Below are 19,366 nucleotides of genomic sequence, written 5' to 3'. Positions count from 1 at the left end.
CACGTCACTCTCTATCCCTTCGCACTCGCATTTGATCCGCGTAGTGAACGGGCTGAACTGCTTCGTGCCGTGCTTCCGGATTTGGAGGCGCTGCCTGAGGGCGTGTTTTCAAAACGCTTGCGTTCGGTCCGCTCCATCTGCACAATCTGACCTTCGTGCACCACGATGTGCAATGAACCAAACTCCATGTCATTCAGCTGTCCGGCAATTCGGTCCAACCATACCTCATCCACTTTTAACGGCTTAGCCATAGAGCCGCCTCCTCTTCTCGGGCTACTGCCCGCCATATTCCTAAGTGCGCTGTCATCCAACGGATTTATAAATCATTCTTATCCAACCTATATACTTGGTTTATACATTAGCAGGGCTTCCAGTAGCTGTCAATCTGTATTTTCTTCTTCTCATAATCACTTTTCTGAAACGGCTTTGTGTCCAAGCCAGCTCTTGAGCAGCAACGTGGCAAGAGCCAGAATCAGGAGCAGGGAAGCTACGGCAAATGAAGCCGAGAATTGATATTCGTTATACAAAATCTCGACATGAAGTGGTAACGTATTGGTCTCCCCGCGGATATGCCCGGACACCACAGATACGGCTCCGAACTCGCCCATAGCGCGGGCATTACACAGAATAATACCGTACAGCAGTCCCCATTTGATGTTGGGCAAGGTTACACTCCAGAAGATTCGCCACCCGGAAGCACCTAGCGTAACCGCCGCTTCCTCTTCCCGGGTTCCCTGGTCCTCCATTAGTGGAATCAACTCCCTCGCTACGAACGGGAAGGTAATAAACAGCGTTGCAATGACAATGCCTGGCAGCGCAAAAATGATTTTGATATCATGTTCGGACAGCCACGGCCCTAACCACCCATTCGAACCAAAGACCAATACAAAGATCAACCCGCCCACCACAGGCGAGATGGAAAAGGGAAGATCAATCAGGGTGATCATAAGTCCCTTGCCCTTGAACTGAAACTTGGTAATGACCCATGCAGCGGCCACACCAAATATCGTATTCAGCGGCACTGTAATCGCCGCAACCAATAACGTGAGTTTCAGTGCAGACATGGCATCCGGCTCGGTAAGAGCCGCGATGTACACACCCCAACCCTGCTTCAACGCCTCCATGAGCACAATGGCCAGTGGCAAAATAAGCAGCCATATGAGTACCAGGCTTGCCAGTCCGATTAACAACCATTTGACCCATGGAGCCTCCGTTGTTGCACGGTTAGTTCCACGCCCGGTCTTTACGGGTGGAACAGGGCTCAGTGGGATAGAACCCGCCATATGCTGCACCTCCTTTGGTTTGGGTGAGTGACATCTGATTGTATCCATACTCTATCATGCTTCATCGTCATGCTCTGCCCGCCTTCCGGCTCCAACGCTGCAAGGAATTAATGATCAGCAGCAGGATGAAAGAAACCAGAAGCAGCAGCAAAGCTACAGCTGTAGCGCCTGCATAATCGAACTGCTCCAGCTTGGCCATGATCAGCAAGGGGGCAATCTCCGTTTTCATCGGCATATTACCTGAGATAAATACAACCGAGCCATATTCGCCAATGCCCCGGGCAAAAGCCAGAGCAAAACCCGTCAGCAGCGGTGGAATCAGATCTGGCAACAGAATCGTGCGGAATATCCGCCATCTTCCTGCCCCCAGTGTCGCAGCTGCCTCTTCCACTTCTGCCTCCAGCTCTTCCAACACCGGTTGCACCGTGCGAACTACAAACGGAATTCCAATAAACATCAGCGCCAGCGTAATCCCGGCCTGTGAATAAGCGAGCTTGATGCCCAAAGGCTCTACAAACTGCCCAATCCAGCCATTGCCGGCATAGATCGCTGTAAGAGCAACCCCTGCTACTGCCGTTGGCAAGGCAAAAGGCAGATCAATGACTGCATCAAACAGCCTTTTGCCCGGGAATTCATACCGAACAAGCACCCATGCCAGGAGTAACCCCAGCACGAGATCAATCAGCGCCGCTGCACCTGCGGTCAGGAAGCTGACCTGGAAGGAAGCCAACACCCTGGGATTGGTCGCAACCTCAATCATGGTTGCCCACGTCAGTCCTGTTGAGTTAAATAACAGCGCAGCCAGTGGAATAAGTACAACCAGGCTCAGGTAGAACACACTGTAACCCATCGTTAATCCAAATCCCGGCAATGTGCGTCTCCGCGCCACCATCACCTTGCTCATGCACGTTCATCCTCTCTGCCTTCAGCCGGTAAGGCTGGTTGGCCGCTCACAGCGCGATTGATCGGGTGTTCATTGAACAGAGCAACCTTAGCTGCCTGGAACATAGATCTGGTCGAAGATACCGCCGTCATTAAAATGTTTGGCCTGAGTATCCCGCCATGTACCGAATACATCTTTCAACGTGAACAGTTCAAGCGCCGGGAACTGATCCTTGAATTTTTCCTCCACGCTGTCCAGCGTTGGGCGGTAATAATTTTCAGCAGCAATCGTCTGTCCTTCTTCACTGTACAAATATTTCAGATAGGCATCCGCCACGTCGCGGCTTCCTTTTTTGTCTGCATTTTTGTCCACAATCGCAACTGGTGGTTCAGCCAAGATACTAACCGAAGGCACGACAATATCGAATTTGTCCGGACCCAACTCTTTTACCGATAAAAAAGCTTCATTCTCCCAGGCAAGCAGCACATCACCAATGCCACGTTCAACAAACGTCGTTGTAGATCCGCGAGCACCCGAATCCAGCACAGGCGCATGTTTGAACAATTCACCAACGAATTCCTTCGCCTTCTCTTCATCATTGTTATTATGCTTAAGGGCATATCCCCATGCCGCCAAGTAATTCCAACGCGCCCCGCCGGACGTTTTAGGATTTGGGGTGATGACTTGCGTATCCCCTTTGATCAGATCATCCCAGTCCTTGATGCCCTTTGGATTACCCTTACGTACAAGGAAGACAATCGTAGAGGTATACGGAGAGCTGTTATGCTCGTATTTATCCTGCCAGCCTTCATTAATCAGACCTTTATCTTCAATCGCATCAATATCGTATCCCAATGCCAGCGTCACCACGTCTGCATCCAGTCCGTCAATAACAGAACGACTCTGTTTGCCCGATCCCCCATGGGATTGCTTGATGGTTACTTCCTGGCCCTTCTCTTTCAACCAATGCGCCGCAAACGCATTGTTATATTGTTCATAGAGTTCCCGCGTTGGATCGTAAGAAACATTCAGCAGTTCAATGGCCTTGGCCCCTTCTGTGCCGCCTTCCGCTCCCCCCGATGTTCCTGCTGCACTGGACCCGCCGCTATCCGATCCGCATGCTGCCAGAACTCCTGTTAATACCAGTGCCAGACCAACCAAAATACCCTTGTGAATTCTCTTTTTCATAAATAACACTCCCCCGATATAGATCTGCATGACTACCTCAGGCCGGCTGAACAGGATCAAACGTAACAAGAAGACGGAGGAACCCCCGCGCACTTCTCCCCATAAAGTCATGCCGGCTTAAGGCCGTGCATGCTCCATCTGAAAAGGATGCGCTGCGGTGTTCCTCCGTCTATACGGTGAGAACGTTATTCTGTTCAGGTTGCATGGTTGCATCTGTCTGTAAAATGACCGTTTTCACAATGAAAACAGATTCATTTTTATTATTCCTACCTGTTTAGTAAGTTATATACGTATAATAAAGGCAGTCTATATACCTGTCAAACGTTTTTTCCGATTTTTACCGGATTTCTGGCCTATTGGTAAAAAAAAGAGGAACAACGAACCAGCGTCCGTTGCTCCCTTCAGCGAATCCCATACTTCGCTGGCTATTGAAAACATGAACGGAATTGGACAGCCACACCTTATCCACTCCTCATCTGCCTGCATACCGGATATTGGGTACCGGTGGTGTGCTCATGCCTTCTCCCAGATAAAAACCGGTGTGTGGCGGTTGATTGTAGGCTACATTTTGCCAAGCGACACCAAGACGGTACACCGGATCATGCATCAGCGTATAGATGCGTTTGTCCGTAACTGCTGTTGTGGTATAGATCCGCAGTGCTGAACTGTCATTCGTCCGCCACACGACTTCCTCTCTCCAGTCCCCGAACAGATCGGCCTGCAAATTCGGCGTAGACTTGGTTCCGTTATTGGAAGATACGCCGGAAGCGGTGAGCAGGTTCATCGTTGTGCTGTTAGCATAGTTCCACTTATCGATTCGGTTGCTGTCCAGCAGTTCACGGAGCAGATCCCCATCCCACCAGATGCCAAAATTCGTGGAGGAAGGTAGGGTTGTCCCTAGTTTCTGCCCTTTGGCTGTGTACAGACTGCCGTCTGCCCATACTTCAGCGCCTTTATATCTTGGATCGATATCTGCCGCCATGCCACGTCCAATATCCTTTGTTGTTTTGACTCCCCAGATTAACTGGCCTGTACCTGCATCACGGAATTCCACTCCGGCATTGGATGGCGTCTCATGAACCTGAAATACCTCAAGTCCAGGGCGGTCCGGGTCGAGGTCACTCAAATGCATGGCATCGCCATGATGAAGTCCTGTTGTATACAATCCTTTGCCGTTATCATCCACTGCCATGGCACCATAAACGATCTCGTCTTTCCCATCTCCGTCTACGTCCGCCACACTCAGATTATGATTGCCCTGCCCGGCATAACCCGAGTTACCGGAGGTATTGGAATCAAATGTCCATTGTTTGGTCAGCTGTCCGTTACGCCAGTTATAAGCCACGAGCACTGTGCGGGTGTAGTACCCACGCGCCATGACCAGACTTGGGCGCTCTCCATCCAGATAAGCAACGGCAGCAAGGAATCGGTCCACCCGATTGCCGTAGTTATCCCCCCAACTGGATACATTGCCACGCGCCGGTTCGTAGTTCACCGTGGAGAGCGCTTTGCCAGTCTGTCCATTGAAAACCGTCAGGAATTCGGGACCAGACAACACATAACCGCTGGAATTACGGTAATCCTTGCTTGCATCCCCGATGACCACGCCAGTGCCATCCTTGGTGCCATCGGCTGTTTTCATCGCAACTTCGGCTTTGCCATCACCGTCGAGATCGTACACCATGAACTGGGTGTAGTGAGCACCCGCACGGATATTTTTGCCCAGACTAATTCGCCACAGGCGTGTCCCGTTTAATTTGTAGGCATCGATAAACACTTCCCCGGTATAACCACTCTGGGAGTTATCCTTGGAGTTGGAAGGGTCCCACTTCACGACCAATTCATACTCACCATCACCATCCAGGTCACCTGCACTGGCATCATTGGCACTGTAGCTGTAGGCTACTCCATCGGGTGTTGTCCCACCTGCGGGTACACTGAGCGGTACAGATAGATAGTTATTGCCCCATACGCTTGCTGCCGCTGAAGCAGCCTGCTCCGTTCCACTGACGACAGCGCGAACCGTATATTTGGAACTGCTTGTCCCGCTTGCATCCTGAAGGTTGGTGCTGTTTGTTATGGGCGTAGCGTTCACCTTGGTTCCATCCCGATAGACGTTAAACGATACATTCGACCCTTCCGTTCCCAGAAGCCGCCAACTGACAAACACACCTGTCCCGGTCTTCACAGCCACCACACCGCGATCCAGATATTCCATCTGCCTTGCTCCCGCTGCATGTGTTACCGCCGTGTTGCCCAATCCAAGCGAAGTGACCAGTAACGCGGAACTTAGCAGTGATACTCCGGCTGTACGTAATGTGCGCTTCCACAATGATGATTGATTCCCCATAAACAATTGCCTCCCCAATTGGTTTGGTAAGCCCGATGCCCTTGTAGCGCCATCTTTTTATGTAAGCGCTTTAATATATTCATTTTAAATTAAACATATAATTCCATCTATAGGTCTAATTTAGTAATTGGATGGTGGTACATGAAAAAAGCCAAAGGATTTTTCCTTCGACTGCGTTAAGTATATTACAGTTTAATCATAATGCTAAATATGCTAAATAGATTCAGAACTGAAGTACTTCTATTAAGCATTAATTCGCTGCATTTCATTAATTAGTAATTTAAGCTTTTCCTTGTCTTCAAAATTTTCACTACTAAAGCTTTTTTCAAGAAAAGCCATTACATATTTAATAAAATTGAGATCATTATTTTTTTGGATAGAGAAGTTCAATCCTTCTAAAATTCGACTTATTGCAACATCGCGATTGTGGTTTAAATAGTATATCGCCAATTCCCCTAGAAGTTTTGCATAATTTTGATCCATCATTGAAGAATTGTATTGTCCAAATTCTGTCTTGTATGTACGTAAAGGAATGTAATCCGAGAAACGCTCTAAAATATCATCAATATTCCAGTTAAACTTATTCGCTGCCTGGATGATGTAACGTAATGCCAAAAATATCTCATCCGGGTATTGTGTGATGTAATTTGCATATTTTTTAACAACATTTATATCCCCAGATAACATCTGATAGAGATACTTATTAGCCGTTGCCCATTCTTCGAATTGCTTCAGCACACGTCGAGACTCCTCATCGTCCTCCCGCACCCAGCTCTGTCCACTTGCATAAAGCCCCACAAGTTCTAATGCTTTGTCATAGTCTCCCTGCTCCTCAAATACCGTCGACTGAATCAACCAAGCATATAGTATATAAAAGTAAAGTGGCCGTACTGTTAGTTTCCACTCCTGATTTTGTCGTTCCGAAATGTTAATTGTATTATATTGAATTTTGGCTAACTGTAGCATCTTGTCAGCGAAATTTTTAACTTCGCTCCATTTATTTACCGAGCCAAAAGCATGGATTAGATCTTTGAAGGCTTCAAGTTGGTACCCCTCATCCAACCGGTCAACATAGGGCTCGAACAAGATAGCCAACCTTAGATTTTCCTCCAGGTTCTCTCCTTGTCCAATAAGAAACAATCGATACTGACACATCGCAAGCCGTTCGGAATGCTGATATTTCTCAACTTCACTCACACTCTTATATAACAATGCCGCCGCAGACCGCTGATTTTGTTCAAATAATTGTTCAGCCATCTCAAATAGTTCTGTCGCATAATCCAGGTCGTCCAGTAGCCGATAAAGAATCTGTTCAATGCAGTCCAGCCGATTCAACTCCGCACTTCGGAGAATAAACGGTCTGATCCGCCGCATGGATACGGAATAAGAAAAACATTCTTCCACATAGTCGGTAAAAAAATGATCCGCTGCCACGCCCATTCCTGATGATATCGCAATCAACTGACTCACAGATATGGGACGATTCCCATGTAAAATACGACTAATTGTGCCTGTATTAATGCCCGATACTTCCGAGAATCGGGAGAGCGTCATGCTGTTCTTATCGATAAACTGGGTTAATTGCTCCCGAATTGAATTTGCAGGTTCCAAGGAAAGCACCACCCTTCGTGCAACATCCAGATTTTAGGTTTAATCCCTATATATTCTGATCATAATGAACGTTCGAACAATGGTCAATAAAAAAATGTGATAATTGCCACTATTTTCAAGTCAATCGCAAAAAAGACTAAAAAAAGCTGTAAAACCATGTGTTTCTCCATGATTTCACAGCTTATAGACAACTTTTATACCACAGGAGCAATACATACCGGACGAGGCAGTTCCAGCTTGAATCCGTTATGAGTCAGACGTCCGTCTTCTTCACTGATCTGGAAACCTACGAGGTTATTGCTGTCCTGATTCGCCACGACCAGAATCCCACCTGGCAAAATATTAAAGTTACGCGGTGTCTGCCCAATTGTGGACGTCCACTCTACGGCTTCCAACTCACCGCTCTCCTGATCAATATGATAGAGCACGATGCTGTCATCTCCCCGATTAGATGCATACAGGAAACGTCCACATGGAGATACACGGATGTCTGCAGCCGTACCCTCTCCTTTATGCCCTTCTGGAAGTGTGGAAATGTGCTGTACCGTAGTGAACTCCCCTCTGCGCTCATCGTACAGGAATGCCGTAACCGTGTTGTCCAATTCGTTGATTACATATGCCCACTTCGAGTTGGGATGGAACACAAGATGCCTTGGCCCTGCGCCCGGTGGCTGATCCATCTCACGATGGGTAACCAGACGTCCCTCTTCCAAGCGATACACAATGATCTGATCCAGACCGAGGTCACATACGACAGCATACTGCCCGGACGGATCGGGTTGAATGGAGTGTGCATGCGGCCCTTCCTGGCGTTCTTCGTTGATTCCACTTCCCGTGTGCTCCACCCATGCACTCATCTCACCAAGCGTCCCCTGATCGCCAACCGGGTATACATTTACACTGCCGCTGCTATAGTTGGATGAGAACACCCACTGACCATCCGTGGAGACAGACACATAACATGGAGAAGCCCCTCTGGTCTGTTTTCGATCCATCAGGTGCAGCTCACTCGTTGCCGCATCTCTCCGATAGACCAACACCTCTCCCTCGTCCGTCTCACTCGCCACATACAGACAGTCTCCATCCGGGCTTAGCGCCAGATAAGACGGATTATCCACACCATCCATGTGATTGACGGTTCGCATCTCTCCTGTATCCGCATTCAACGCACATAGGAATATTCCGGGTTCATCCGCTGAAGCGTACGTACCTGTATAGAAAAGCGTTTCCTGTGTTTTGACTGGTTCCATATCTAAATCTCTCCCTTTTCCTGTATATTCACTGTTCTGATTCTTCCCACTGGTATGTACTTACCCAATTCACGGGCAACTGCTTCACTTCCTGTAACGTGGCTTTCTAAATCGAGAACACCTCCGGTGAGCGCTCTCATATCTGTCATTGACTCCCTTATCGCCTCTCACCATAATACAAAGTATGAGACCTAACAACAGACCACCCCTACAGCGTAAATCTGACGGATTTCGTATGCAAAAACTCATTGTGCTTCCGGACTCCCTGCTGCAAGAAACCGCAGCTTATCCGGTCACGTCCGGATTATATGTTACCGATATCGGTTACTTTCACGAAGCAGAGCATCATTACCGTGACCGTCCCGATGGTTGTGAATCACACATTCTGATGTACTGTGTCCAAGGCACAGGCTGGTATACGATGGATGGCAGCAAGACATATGATGTCAGCCCGGGAAACCTCGTTATATTACCTGCACATGTCCCTCATGTGTACGGAGCCAACGCAACTGAACCATGGAGCATTTTCTGGATTCATCTGCGTGGGGAACACGCTTTATCCTACATAGAACCCTTGTTAACTCATCATATTACTACCATGCCACCGGCCAAGGCTCAAAAATGGCTTGAGCTGTTCCATGAATGTTACGGCGCACTTGAGACGGGTTACTCCATGCAGGCGATGACGTATGCCTCCCAGATTATCGGTTATATGCTTGGCATGCTCGCTTATGGACCGGAGACAACAGGGACAGATGGTGGGATTGTGAGCAGCAAACGTGCGGCCGAACAATCCGTTCAATATATGCTGGAGCACCTGGAGAATGGAATCACCCTCAAGGAACTGGCGGTTCACGCACGGCTGTCTGTCCCTCATTACTCTCAGTTATTCAAGCAAGCTACGGGGCATTCGCCCATCGATTATTTCCTGCGGCTTAAGATTCAGCATTCCTGCCGCTATCTGGATTTTACCGATTGGACTGTGAAGCAGATCAGTTCCGAGCTTGGATTCAAAGACCCGTACTACTTCTCCCGTCTGTTCAGCAAAATGATGGGACGTTCACCCACGGATTATCGAAATAAATCCAAAGGTTAGAGGCAATGCCTTCACTTAGCCCTTTCTGAATGATTATGAATTTCAGTTGGAAAATTGCAGCAACCTTTTGAACAGAAGGGTCGTCTATAGGGGCAAATAACTTTTATATAAAGGGATCATCCCTAGAAAAGTGAGGCGAACCTATCATGAAAAAAAATATACTTGCTACATTAACTGCGGGAGCTCTGCTCACGCTGTCTCTAAGTGCAGGCCCGATCAACGCTGCGCAGGCCCAATTCACGGATATTCAAGGTATCGCAGGAGCAGACAAAATCGAATCTCTCCATAAAGATGGATTCATCAAAGGCGTGAGTGACAGCTTGTTCAAACCTGAACTGGAGTTAAATACCGCTCAGGGCATTCAACTGATTGCGGACGGACTAAATCTGAATCTGGACACGATTCGTTTTATCAAACAGCCGCTGCCAAGTGACCACTTCTCTCATGTAAAAGATGGCGTATGGTACAGTGATGCATTTATCCGCGCTCAATATAATGGCATTCAGATGTCACAAGATATCGATCCGTCCAAACCGCTTACTCGTGAACAATTCACACTGTTCCTGATGCAAGGCATCGAGGCCAAAGGCGGTCTGCCGATGATTAATATCAAACCTGTGGACATTACCGACGAACAGGAACTTACGCCAGAGTATCAAGGTGCCATTCAGCGTTCACTCGTTCTCAAAATCAATGAACTGGATACCGACGGAAACTTCAATCCCAAACAAACGATTACTCGTGCCGAAGCAGCAGTGATGATGTATAACGCAATCGAGTACATGGAATCGTTCCATGCACCACAAATCCCGGAAACACCTGAGAAGTAGTCATTTCATGATGGAAGCTAAGAACTCACTTGAGTGGTGAATCCGCTCGATTGGAATCCCAATGAATGGCCTTTTCCTCACAATCTCCAATATGCCAAATCCAATATGCCAAACAGCCGCACCTTCCCTCATCAGGAAAGTGCGGCCGTTTGTATTATACCTATATCACTGATGCAATCATCAGATTTAACTTTCTAACTTAGAAAGAACCTTTAACAACAACTTCAGACAACGGCAAACGTCCTGACGGGCGAGCTGGCTGTGCAGCTTTACCTACAGTAATCAACAACGTTGGCACAAATCGTGCAGGAATGTTAAATGTTTCGATCAGTTTTTGTGGATTATATCCACCGATTGGACATGTATCGTAACCCAGGGAGCGTGCAGCAAGCATAATATTTTGGGAAGCAAAAGATGCATTGCGGATCGCTTCATCGCGAGCGATTTGCGGGCTTTGGTAAGCACCGTTGATCTGTCCAACCAATGCGTCACGGACCTCAGCAGTCAGTGCGCCTGCTTCAACAGCTTGATCGTAGATTACGGTGTTACGGTTTGCTTCCAAATCTCCTAGAACAGCAATCGTAACCGAACTTTCCACGATCTGACTTTGACCGTAAGCAACTGGCAGCAATTTCGCTTTGTCTGCTTCGGATTCAATCACGAGGAATCTCCAGTGTTGCAGGTTCCATGAAGATGGTGCTTCCGCAGCTGCTGTCAGAATCGCATTGAGATCAGCTTCAGGCAATTCAAACCCTTTTTCGTACTTTTTGACAGCATGGCGTTCGCTAATAACGCGAAGTGTTTCATTTTTTTCAATGCCTGACATGTGTTCCACTCCCCAGAATCTAGTTTGTTTATACTTCTTTTACTTCCGCAAGGTGATCTCGAAGTTTACTCTACCAAGGATTTCCTTCCGAAAATAACATCAGCGCAGACGATCTCTTCCCATCTGTGTTCACGTTATGCCCGGAATCGCAAAGAACATCAATGGATCTTTCACCGGAGCACACGCCAATGCCATAACTTGTCCACCATGCCTGACTAAACCAAGGCCATGTCATGAAGGACCATTCGTTGTGGACTCCGTCAGGACTTCTCCTTTGCAGATAATCCCTTCAGCGATAAGTTCAACGTTTCCCCATGACCTATGCGCTCTTTCACATCCTGAATGGATATACGGTCAAAATAAGCGCTAAGTGCCTCTTCGCCTCCGTTATATATGTTCCCCATCACATCCTGCATATTGGAAGATACCACGCACGATGAACCAGACTCACCTGAGCACCAGTTGGGACCGAGTGAACCACCAGCTACCAGTCTGTACAATTCTCCAAGCTTGATCTCTTCACTCGGACGGCTAAGCAAGTACCCACCATGAGCACCTTCCTTGGTCGTCAGGTAACCATGCTTGCGCAGAACACTAAGTACCTTACGGACTCTGGCCGGGTGTGTACCCACACTCTGGGACAAATCTTCACTATTGGCCATACACTCATCTCTCATCGACAGAAAAACAAGACAATGCACCGCTATGGTAAATTCACTGTTCATAACTTACTCCTTCCCGGCTTACAACACCGATGAACTCCAACTCAAGGTAAGTATAACTGTCATTATATGAATAACAGTTATGTTTGTCAACTTTCACCCAGCATGGAGATCAAACGTGATTTTTCCTGTTATACCAATACTTACAGCTCATCAACATAATTAAGCTAGGATGAACATCCTGTCTTCATTTTAATCCAAAAAGAACAAAAAAGTGAGCCTTCCGCTACGCGAAGGGCTCCAATAAGATAGACATATGAAAGGGCTTACGTGATTATTATAATCGGTAATCTTCAATTTGAAAACGCTTTTTTTGTAAAGTGCATCATTATTTTAAATTTTTTTTATTTAAATAAAATGAACAACAGGTATTGCTAAAACTAATCCCATTAGTTATTATACTAATACCATTAGTTTTAAGGAGGGTTTAACGATGCGTATTACCCGAGAATTTGATGTCGTTCAAGTTACGTTTTTCCCAAGACTCTTCCCTGTGAACGTATACCTGGTTGAAGAGGAAGATGGTTTAACCCTGATTGATGCCGGAATACCGTTCAGTCTTAAGGGGATTTTGGCAACTGCCCAGTCCCTTGGAAAACCCATTACCAAGATCATTCTGACTCACGCGCATAGCGACCATATTGGTGCATTGGATCGTCTCAAAGAGACACTGCCCCAAGCCGAGGTTTTCATCTCCAGACGGGATGCTCGGCTATTGGCGGGTGATACTTCCCTTCTTCCCGGTGAGCCACAAACCCCTGTACGCGGCGGCGTGCCCAAGCCCAAAACGGTGCGCACCCAGCCAAACCACTTGCTGGATGACGGTGACCAGATTGGTTCACTGGTCGCCATTGCCTCACCAGGACATACGCCGGGGCATATGTCCTTCATGGATACGCGCAGCCGCGTGCTCATCGCTGGCGACGCGTACCAACTGCAAGGCGGCCTTGCCGTATCCGGCCGCGTGCGCCCGCGCTTCCCGTTCCCCGCGCTGGCGACGTGGAACCGCGAAGCGGCTCTGGTCAGCGCGAAGCGCCTGGCGGAGCTGGAACCGTCCGTGCTGGCTGTAGGCCACGGACGGATGCTGCGCCAGCCCGCGGCCGCCATGCGCGCGGCAACCGCTGATGCACAGCAGCGGTTTGATCTTGCCGGGGGGCAACTATGAGCCCCCGGCAAGGGCTGGATCGCGGCGCTCTGCTCAGCGCCGCCACCCAGCTTGCTGACAGCGACGGCTTTCAGGCGCTGACACTGGCCGCGTTGGCACAGCGGCTGGATGTGCGCTCGCCGTCGCTCTACAACCACATCAGCGGACTTCCCGGGCTTCGCCAGGAAATGGCGCTGATGTCCGTGCAACAGCTCAGCCGCGCATTAACCGCGGCTATCGCTGACCGCACTGGCGATGATGCCATTCAGGCCATCGCTGCGGCATACATTGGCTTCGTCCGCGAGCACCCTGGGCTCTACGAAGCCTCATTTCATGCCCCGGATCGCGAGGAGCCACAGCTCGCCGCGGCCAGCACAGCCACGCTGGAGTTGCTGCTGCACAGCTTGCAGCCCTACCCGCTAACCGAAGCGGAAGCATTGCACGCCGTTCGTGGTTTGCGCAGCCTCTGCCATGGATTTGCCTCCATTGAGGCACAGGGCGGCTTCGGCATGAACTTTGATCCGGACGAAAGTCTGCGTCTGACCGTATCCGCCTTCCTGCACGGACTCCGGCATCTTCACCAGGACTAGTATGACACGCATTGCATCATGAAAAAGGACTGCAGAGGATCTGCAGTCCTTTTTACATTGCCCTGTACTGGTACATCCCATAGATTTGGCAGTAATAATGTTATAGTTGCGCCAATGACTTTTAACAAATTAACATCCACTTTGAATTCATCTTTCATCGGCTTGTGTTCTTTATAATTTCTTTCTTTACAATTTTTTTTAATACAGAAGAAAAAGGGCGTCTCGGTTGCGTGATGCCATGATCGGTGCCCTCTGACCAAAATCTAACGAACCGAGGACACTCTATAGCGGCAATTAGAGTGAATAACAACATCTAACGAACTCCATACGTCCTATTTCGCAGAAAACTGGTAGCGGGACAGAAATAATGAGTATATTCCGTAATTTAACGTGTCTGTGATTCGTTACATTAACCAACGTACCAAATTAGGCCATATAAGATGTGCTGAGTTCGTTAAAACGCGCTACGTACGGTGCTTCAGATCACGATGTCATAGACACTCGTCGACTCATCATATTGGCGCATAAGTCCAGACATACATTGTGTTATGGACTCTAAATACGAAGCGATCATGCTCCAAATTGTATTGATCAAGCGGATGCGGGTACATGACTAGATAAGGATCTTACCTTGCTCGTAATGCACATAGTAGTACATGTTTTATTACTATTCATGTATATATCACGCTACAGTTCAGTACACACATTGGGGCGATTCTAGATACGGAGCTTACCCTGTTCGTGATGCACACTTTAGTACCTGTTTTAATACGTGTCCTAATACGAATCATTTAATAGATCTCACTACATGTACGCCGCAGCGGGATAATTCTTGTTAAGGATCTAGCTACAACTCCCATTGTTCAGGGCGGTAAGAGTCTGAAACAGTCTGAAACGTATTCAATCTACCCAGTCCCAGTCCCATTTCACCTGGCAATCTGATCTTTACTTGATCCGTCCTGTCTCTCAACCACACTTTTGCCACTCACAACACGCACTTCTCTATTATGTACATCTCCCGTTCCTCTCGAAAGGTGGAATGGACTTTGGCTTCCCTTTTTCCATCGAAACGGTTCTCGATAATCTATCTATGGCCATTGCTGCCGTCCGTCCTGCACTTCATTCAAAATATGCTTCATCACGGGCACATACACCTTCCAGTAGAACATGTCCGGAATATCTTTTTGATCTGGCGTAAGCTTGGACCGGACGACCTCCCATCCACGGATTCGGCGCCAGAAGGAATAATGCTTCATCTCTCCAAAGGACCCTGCCATGTAATACGACCGATTATAGTCGTCGTACCGGACCAGTGCAGCAAATTCCGCAGGAATTCCTGCATCCACCAGCTTCTGCTCACCTGTCTCCGTCAGATCCGTCTTATACCAGGCCAGTATGGAGTTCTTCTGTTGCGGCACAATGATATCGAACCAGCCACTATAATGTATATCCTGGGTTATGCCGCTCCAATCACTGCCTTCCGGTGTAAATGCAATCTGTATATTGCCTGTCTTCACATCCGGACCTTTCGCCAGTACCATGACCTGTCCATCCATATGGATCAGCAGCATACCCGCTCCGTGATAAGACCATTTCTTCTTCTCTTGCTGCTCATAGTTTGTCCGAATCCAACGGGGTACTTCTTCTATACTTTGCAGATTAGATACCGATTTCCCCTGCCATCCACTGCTGTCCACACCCAAGATGGGGTATAGTTGCTCTCTTGTCATCTTGGAAGCCGTATTTGCCAATGCACTGTATTCGGCAACAATCGTTACCCCTTTATACGCAGCCTCGCGGATTTTCTGCACATCGTATATCGTTAATCCTTCATAGATTCCGCCTTGTTTCCCTTCACTCTTCTGTGCAGACAGACTACTCCGATTCGCCGTCAGATAGATCAGATCTGTATCTGTCACCTCATCAGGCAGCAGTTGCTTCATCCGTGGAAGCCCGTTCTGAAGATCATAACCGTAATAATCCTCTTCATACGAGTAGTATTCCCCTGTGTGCTGTACAATCTTCTGTTGATTCAGAAGCCAAACCAACCCCTTGTGCCCCTGATAGGACAAGTCCGGTCTGCTCTTGTCAATAATCATGATGTTCAGTGAAACCGGGGCCTGGGATTGCCACATAATCCATGGGACAACCAGCACCACCGATACCACTGTAAAACAAGCCAACGTCCACATCGTGGCTGGCCTGTAACTTTTTTTCATGAAGCGTATTCCTCCTTGCTCTGTTCCAAGGTATTGTCAGGATCGATCGTTAGATTACCCTAATCCATGTCTGCTGTCCTTTTCCTCTGCCTTCCGCAATCCCATAGCCTGCAACATGCCATATATACGGGATATGTTATTCAGCGGTCTGAACCAGAACGTCTCCGTACATGCATACAACAGCAGACGTGTCACCTCTCGGGACGTATATGCCTTGCGTGAACACCATATTTCGAACATCACCACACTTGCGGACAACAAGGAACCATAGAGGGTCAGTAGCAGAACGAGAATGATGCATAGGTTAATATCCACCCACTGTAGCCCTATGCCTGCAATGAACAGCACGATCGCTCCCAGTTCCAACACAGGCCCCAACAATTCGATCAAAATAAAATAAGGGATGGATACCATCCCCATCCAGCCATAGGCCGGATTGAAGATCATGCTCCGCTGAGTCCATAAACTGCTTGCAAGCTGCATGTGCCAACCGATACGCTGTCTGCACAGCTGACGCCATGTACCGGGTACTTCTACCCTGCAGATCGGATCGGGAATATATATAATACGGCCACGTTTCCGAATCTGCTTCATATGTTTCTGCAACCGCATCACCAGTTCCATGTGAGCGACCTGGTCATCGCGCTTGTATCCTCCAACTTCCAACACCCGGTTCTTTTTGAATATACCGAATACTTCAGACGTAAATAAAAGCACATTAATATTATAACGAACAAGTCCCACGCCGCTAATCAGAAAAGCACGCACGTATTCAATGGTCTGCATTACATACAACGTACTGCCTCTCCTTCTTGCGCCGTTGTCGGTTAAATCCGTTTGATTCGTATTTCTGGGGGCCATGAGATCTACTCGTCCACTACAAGCAACGACCTCTTCTCCTGGGAGAGCATCCATAACGGGTTTCATAATCTTCACCAATGCATCTCGTTCCAGAACTGTCCTGGGTCCAACAGAGGCGATATAAGGATATTGCGAGATATTCAAACCTGCATTCAGGGAGTCCATTCGTCCCCCATACGCCTTGTCGATCACAACCAGACGATGATGTAATCTGGATTGGTAGACACATTTAATCTGAGCTATCCTCTGGCCGAGTCCCGAATAATGAACTTTACTCCGAATGGGCATCAGGTCATAGGTTTCTTTTAGACGCCGTATGGTCTCGTCCTCTGATCCATCATTAATGATAATAACCTCATAACGTGCATACTGAATATCCAGCAGACAGCTGATTCGCTGTACGATCGTATCCTCGCTATTCCGCACCGGAACAAGCAGGGATACCGCAGGAGCCAGTTCTTCATCCAGCATCTCATGATATTGCAGCGGGTCCAGATCCCTCCGGCGGATCATTGTGCGAGCGGCAGCAACTACCAGAACACTACACATCACAATCGCTAACACCAGATAGATAAATATCCCCTCGTAACATGCCAAAACAAAACTCCGCAGCATCTCAATCCATCTTTCGTCCATACTGCATCCTTTCCAGCGTTTCCTCCGCTATCTGCCTTGCATATCTATCCGGATGGTTTACAGCCGTATCCCGGAGTTCTTCAAGTCCCTGCTCGTACCGGGCAAGACAGTTCGCCGCTTCCTGTCGGATCTGAAAAGAAGGATCACCCATCATTACCTTCAGTCTAGGAATAAAAGCATCCGCATGAACAGTACCCATAAGCTGGGTCACTGTTAGTCTTTCAAAGCGTTGCCTCTCCTCACCAGATTCGTTCCATACCAGCAATAGCCCCTTCAGCAAATCTTCACGACCTCTGCTCACTTGAGCCAATGCCTGATACGCATGGGTACGGAGCAATGCATCCTCTCCAAGAATGAGCTTCTCCAGTAGGACAACAGCACCCTCCGTCTGATCATCTCGAATACGAATGGCATGGACGATATTAGACTGGACCTGGTAAGGTACATCCTTGAAATGATCCTTCAGACGAGTCCAGGATGAATCGGTAAGCAACAGCAGAATCTGCAGATACTGTGAATCGGACCATACATATTGCTCACGCATCAATTCCTTCACGATTCTGAAATAACCGGTTCTGGCATATATGCGCAATATGATGAAGCGTTCAAGCGGCGTACAGGAAGTAACCCGCAGCATATCCTCTAACCTGGGCAGAAGCTCTATCATATGAAACTGTTCAATATATAACAACGTGTTGACCCGTTCACTCCACTTTCCCGTCTTCAGAACCGACCGGTATGAACTTCCAAAGACTTGCCAGGATAACAGACGAATTCGCAGAGTCTCGTGCTCTTCCGGACTTTGAGCAAGCCGTTGCAATAACAGCTGCTGCAAAACACTCTGTTGATCTCCACTCATGTTCAGTAAGTCAGCTTTCACTTCTCCTTGGCCCAGATACTGCTGTAACACTGAATCTTCGGAAAGTAATTCCTGCATCAGTACCGTCTTAACCTTTTCCCTGCGTCTACTGCTATATTTCATCCATAAGATGTAACTGTAGATAACCAGCAAAAAAGCTAGTACACTTGCACATATGAGGCTGACCACATGTACTAACCAATCTGTATTACCTGCAAGCCATCCTCTATGATGTGAGCCGATAAGCTTGATATACATCCATTGTTGTCCAATCATTGCATGATTTCCCCTTAATCGAATAAACAGCCTTACAACGGGCACAATAATACAAAATTTTCAAATACACCCTGTGAATACATATCGGGTATATGATACACTAAGCTTTCTATCGGCTTTCTGCGTTTGTGATATAATAGGAACTGAAAATTCCGGCAATTCGTATTGGGTTCCGGATCTCCGGATAACATATTATTCCAGAAAGAGGGAGTTCTACGTGGCTCAAATCAGTCCGTACTACCTGCAAATCGGAGCAACCGTGGGCATGCTTGTCATGGCACTGCTTGCCATCTTCATCCGCATGAAAGCCAGTCACAGACCGGTGACCATTCGTAAAATCCTTATTCCTCCGCTCGGCATGAGCACAGGATTTCTCATGTTTGTTGTACCGGCAACACATGTTCCTCTACTCTGGGCATTCTTTGCGTTTCTGGTGGGCTGGTTCCTCTTCTCCTATCCCCTCATTCGCAGTACACGGTTTGAACGAGTAGGTGAAGAAATTTTTGCCACACGTTCTCGCAGCTTTGCTTTTATCTTGCTTGGATTGCTGGCCGTACGCCTGATCCTGCATGAAGTCATTCAGCGATATGTAAGTATTCCGCAAACAGGCGGATTGTTCTTCCTGCTGGCTTTTGGCATGATTGTACGCTGGCGTGTATATATGTACAAACACTACAAAGAAGTGCTGGTCGCCGAACACTAGTCGCCCTACATAGACCACGCACAGATTTACAGATAAAAA

17 protein-coding genes are annotated in these 19,366 nt (G+C 47.9%); 5 read left to right on the top strand and 12 right to left on the bottom strand.

Features of this window, described 5'->3' with window-relative positions:
* Window positions 1-11: 11 nt before the first annotated feature.
* The 7 genes from MHH92_RS02640 to MHH92_RS02610 all read right to left on the bottom strand — a co-directional run bounded on the left by MHH92_RS02640 (window position 12) and on the right by MHH92_RS02610 (window position 8,565).
* The gene (locus tag MHH92_RS02640; RefSeq protein ID WP_036607453.1) at window positions 12-251 is read right to left on the bottom strand and encodes a YezD family protein; all 240 of its coding nucleotides are present in this window, start codon (window positions 249-251) and stop codon (window positions 12-14) included.
* Between the two features lie 156 nt (window positions 252-407).
* Window positions 408-1,283, bottom strand: a complete 876-nt coding sequence (gene cysW / locus MHH92_RS02635) for a sulfate ABC transporter permease subunit CysW (protein ID WP_340901753.1) — start codon at window positions 1,281-1,283, stop codon at window positions 408-410.
* 67 nt (window positions 1,284-1,350) lie between these two features.
* Window positions 1,351-2,187, bottom strand: coding sequence for a sulfate ABC transporter permease subunit CysT (cysT, locus tag MHH92_RS02630; protein ID WP_017690928.1), 837 nt, complete (start codon window positions 2,185-2,187; stop codon window positions 1,351-1,353).
* A gap of 87 nt (window positions 2,188-2,274) precedes the next feature.
* The gene (locus MHH92_RS02625) at window positions 2,275-3,354 is read right to left on the bottom strand and encodes a sulfate ABC transporter substrate-binding protein (RefSeq protein ID WP_340901752.1); all 1,080 of its coding nucleotides are present in this window, start codon (window positions 3,352-3,354) and stop codon (window positions 2,275-2,277) included.
* A 472-nt stretch (window positions 3,355-3,826) separates the two neighbouring features.
* On the bottom strand, window positions 3,827-5,704 hold the full coding sequence (locus tag MHH92_RS02620; protein WP_340901750.1) for a rhamnogalacturonan lyase: 1,878 nt from the start codon (window positions 5,702-5,704) through the stop codon (window positions 3,827-3,829).
* Between the two features lie 243 nt (window positions 5,705-5,947).
* Entirely contained in the window at window positions 5,948-7,315 is a 1,368-nt protein-coding gene (locus tag MHH92_RS02615; protein WP_340901749.1) for a helix-turn-helix domain-containing protein, read from the bottom strand.
* 194 nt (window positions 7,316-7,509) lie between these two features.
* Complete coding sequence (locus MHH92_RS02610) at window positions 7,510-8,565, bottom strand: lactonase family protein (protein WP_340901748.1); 1,056 nt, start codon at window positions 8,563-8,565, stop codon at window positions 7,510-7,512.
* Window positions 8,566-8,800: 235 nt separating this feature from the next.
* Between MHH92_RS02610 and MHH92_RS02605 the strand changes: the two genes are divergently transcribed.
* The gene (locus MHH92_RS02605; protein WP_340901747.1) at window positions 8,801-9,661 is read left to right on the top strand and encodes an AraC family transcriptional regulator; all 861 of its coding nucleotides are present in this window, start codon (window positions 8,801-8,803) and stop codon (window positions 9,659-9,661) included.
* 146 nt (window positions 9,662-9,807) lie between these two features.
* A complete protein-coding gene (locus MHH92_RS02600) occupies window positions 9,808-10,491 on the top strand; it encodes an S-layer homology domain-containing protein (protein ID WP_076319504.1) in 684 nt (227 codons plus the stop codon).
* 199 nt (window positions 10,492-10,690) lie between these two features.
* Here the strand turns inward: MHH92_RS02600 and MHH92_RS02595 are convergent, their stop codons facing one another.
* A complete protein-coding gene (locus MHH92_RS02595; protein ID WP_076215923.1) occupies window positions 10,691-11,317 on the bottom strand; it encodes a nitroreductase family protein in 627 nt (208 codons plus the stop codon).
* Between the two features lie 260 nt (window positions 11,318-11,577).
* Window positions 11,578-12,042, bottom strand: a complete 465-nt coding sequence (locus MHH92_RS02590; RefSeq protein WP_047840338.1) for an RrF2 family transcriptional regulator — start codon at window positions 12,040-12,042, stop codon at window positions 11,578-11,580.
* 430 nt (window positions 12,043-12,472) lie between these two features.
* Here MHH92_RS02590 and MHH92_RS02585 point away from each other — a divergent pair, with 430 nt between their 5' ends.
* Together MHH92_RS02585 and MHH92_RS02580 are read left to right on the top strand one after the other, a co-directional pair.
* Entirely contained in the window at window positions 12,473-13,204 is a 732-nt protein-coding gene (locus MHH92_RS02585; RefSeq protein WP_340901745.1) for an MBL fold metallo-hydrolase, read from the top strand.
* Window positions 13,201-13,773 carry a TetR/AcrR family transcriptional regulator gene (locus MHH92_RS02580; protein ID WP_076254454.1) on the top strand — a complete coding sequence of 191 codons (573 nt, stop codon included), beginning with the start codon at window positions 13,201-13,203 and terminating at the stop codon, window positions 13,771-13,773. The genes MHH92_RS02585 and MHH92_RS02580 overlap by 4 nt, the downstream gene beginning before the upstream one ends.
* A gap of 1,088 nt (window positions 13,774-14,861) precedes the next feature.
* On the opposite strand, the gene MHH92_RS02575 is transcribed toward MHH92_RS02580, so the two are convergent.
* Genes MHH92_RS02575 through MHH92_RS02565 form a run of 3 tightly spaced genes read right to left on the bottom strand, consistent with a single transcriptional unit; the run spans window position 14,862 to window position 18,624 of the window.
* Entirely contained in the window at window positions 14,862-15,992 is a 1,131-nt protein-coding gene (locus MHH92_RS02575; protein ID WP_340901744.1) for a hypothetical protein, read from the bottom strand.
* Between the two features lie 54 nt (window positions 15,993-16,046).
* Complete coding sequence (locus MHH92_RS02570; RefSeq protein ID WP_339190075.1) at window positions 16,047-17,489, bottom strand: glycosyltransferase family 2 protein; 1,443 nt, start codon at window positions 17,487-17,489, stop codon at window positions 16,047-16,049.
* Window positions 17,470-18,624: a HEAT repeat domain-containing protein gene (locus MHH92_RS02565; RefSeq protein ID WP_340901743.1), complete on the bottom strand. Its 1,155-nt coding sequence runs from the start codon at window positions 18,622-18,624 to the stop codon at window positions 17,470-17,472. The genes MHH92_RS02570 and MHH92_RS02565 overlap by 20 nt, the downstream gene beginning before the upstream one ends.
* Before the next feature lie 217 nt (window positions 18,625-18,841).
* Between MHH92_RS02565 and MHH92_RS02560 the strand changes: the two genes are divergently transcribed.
* Complete coding sequence (locus tag MHH92_RS02560) at window positions 18,842-19,327, top strand: CcdC family protein (protein WP_036607484.1); 486 nt, start codon at window positions 18,842-18,844, stop codon at window positions 19,325-19,327.
* The last annotated feature ends 39 nt before the right edge of the window (window positions 19,328-19,366 follow it).

Source organism: Paenibacillus sp. FSL M7-1414, from assembly GCF_038003195.1.
Lineage (GTDB): Bacteria > Bacillota > Bacilli > Paenibacillales > Paenibacillaceae > Paenibacillus > Paenibacillus amylolyticus.
Note: the sequence above shows the minus strand (reverse complement) of the source record. Positions and strands in the feature narration are given on the sequence as shown.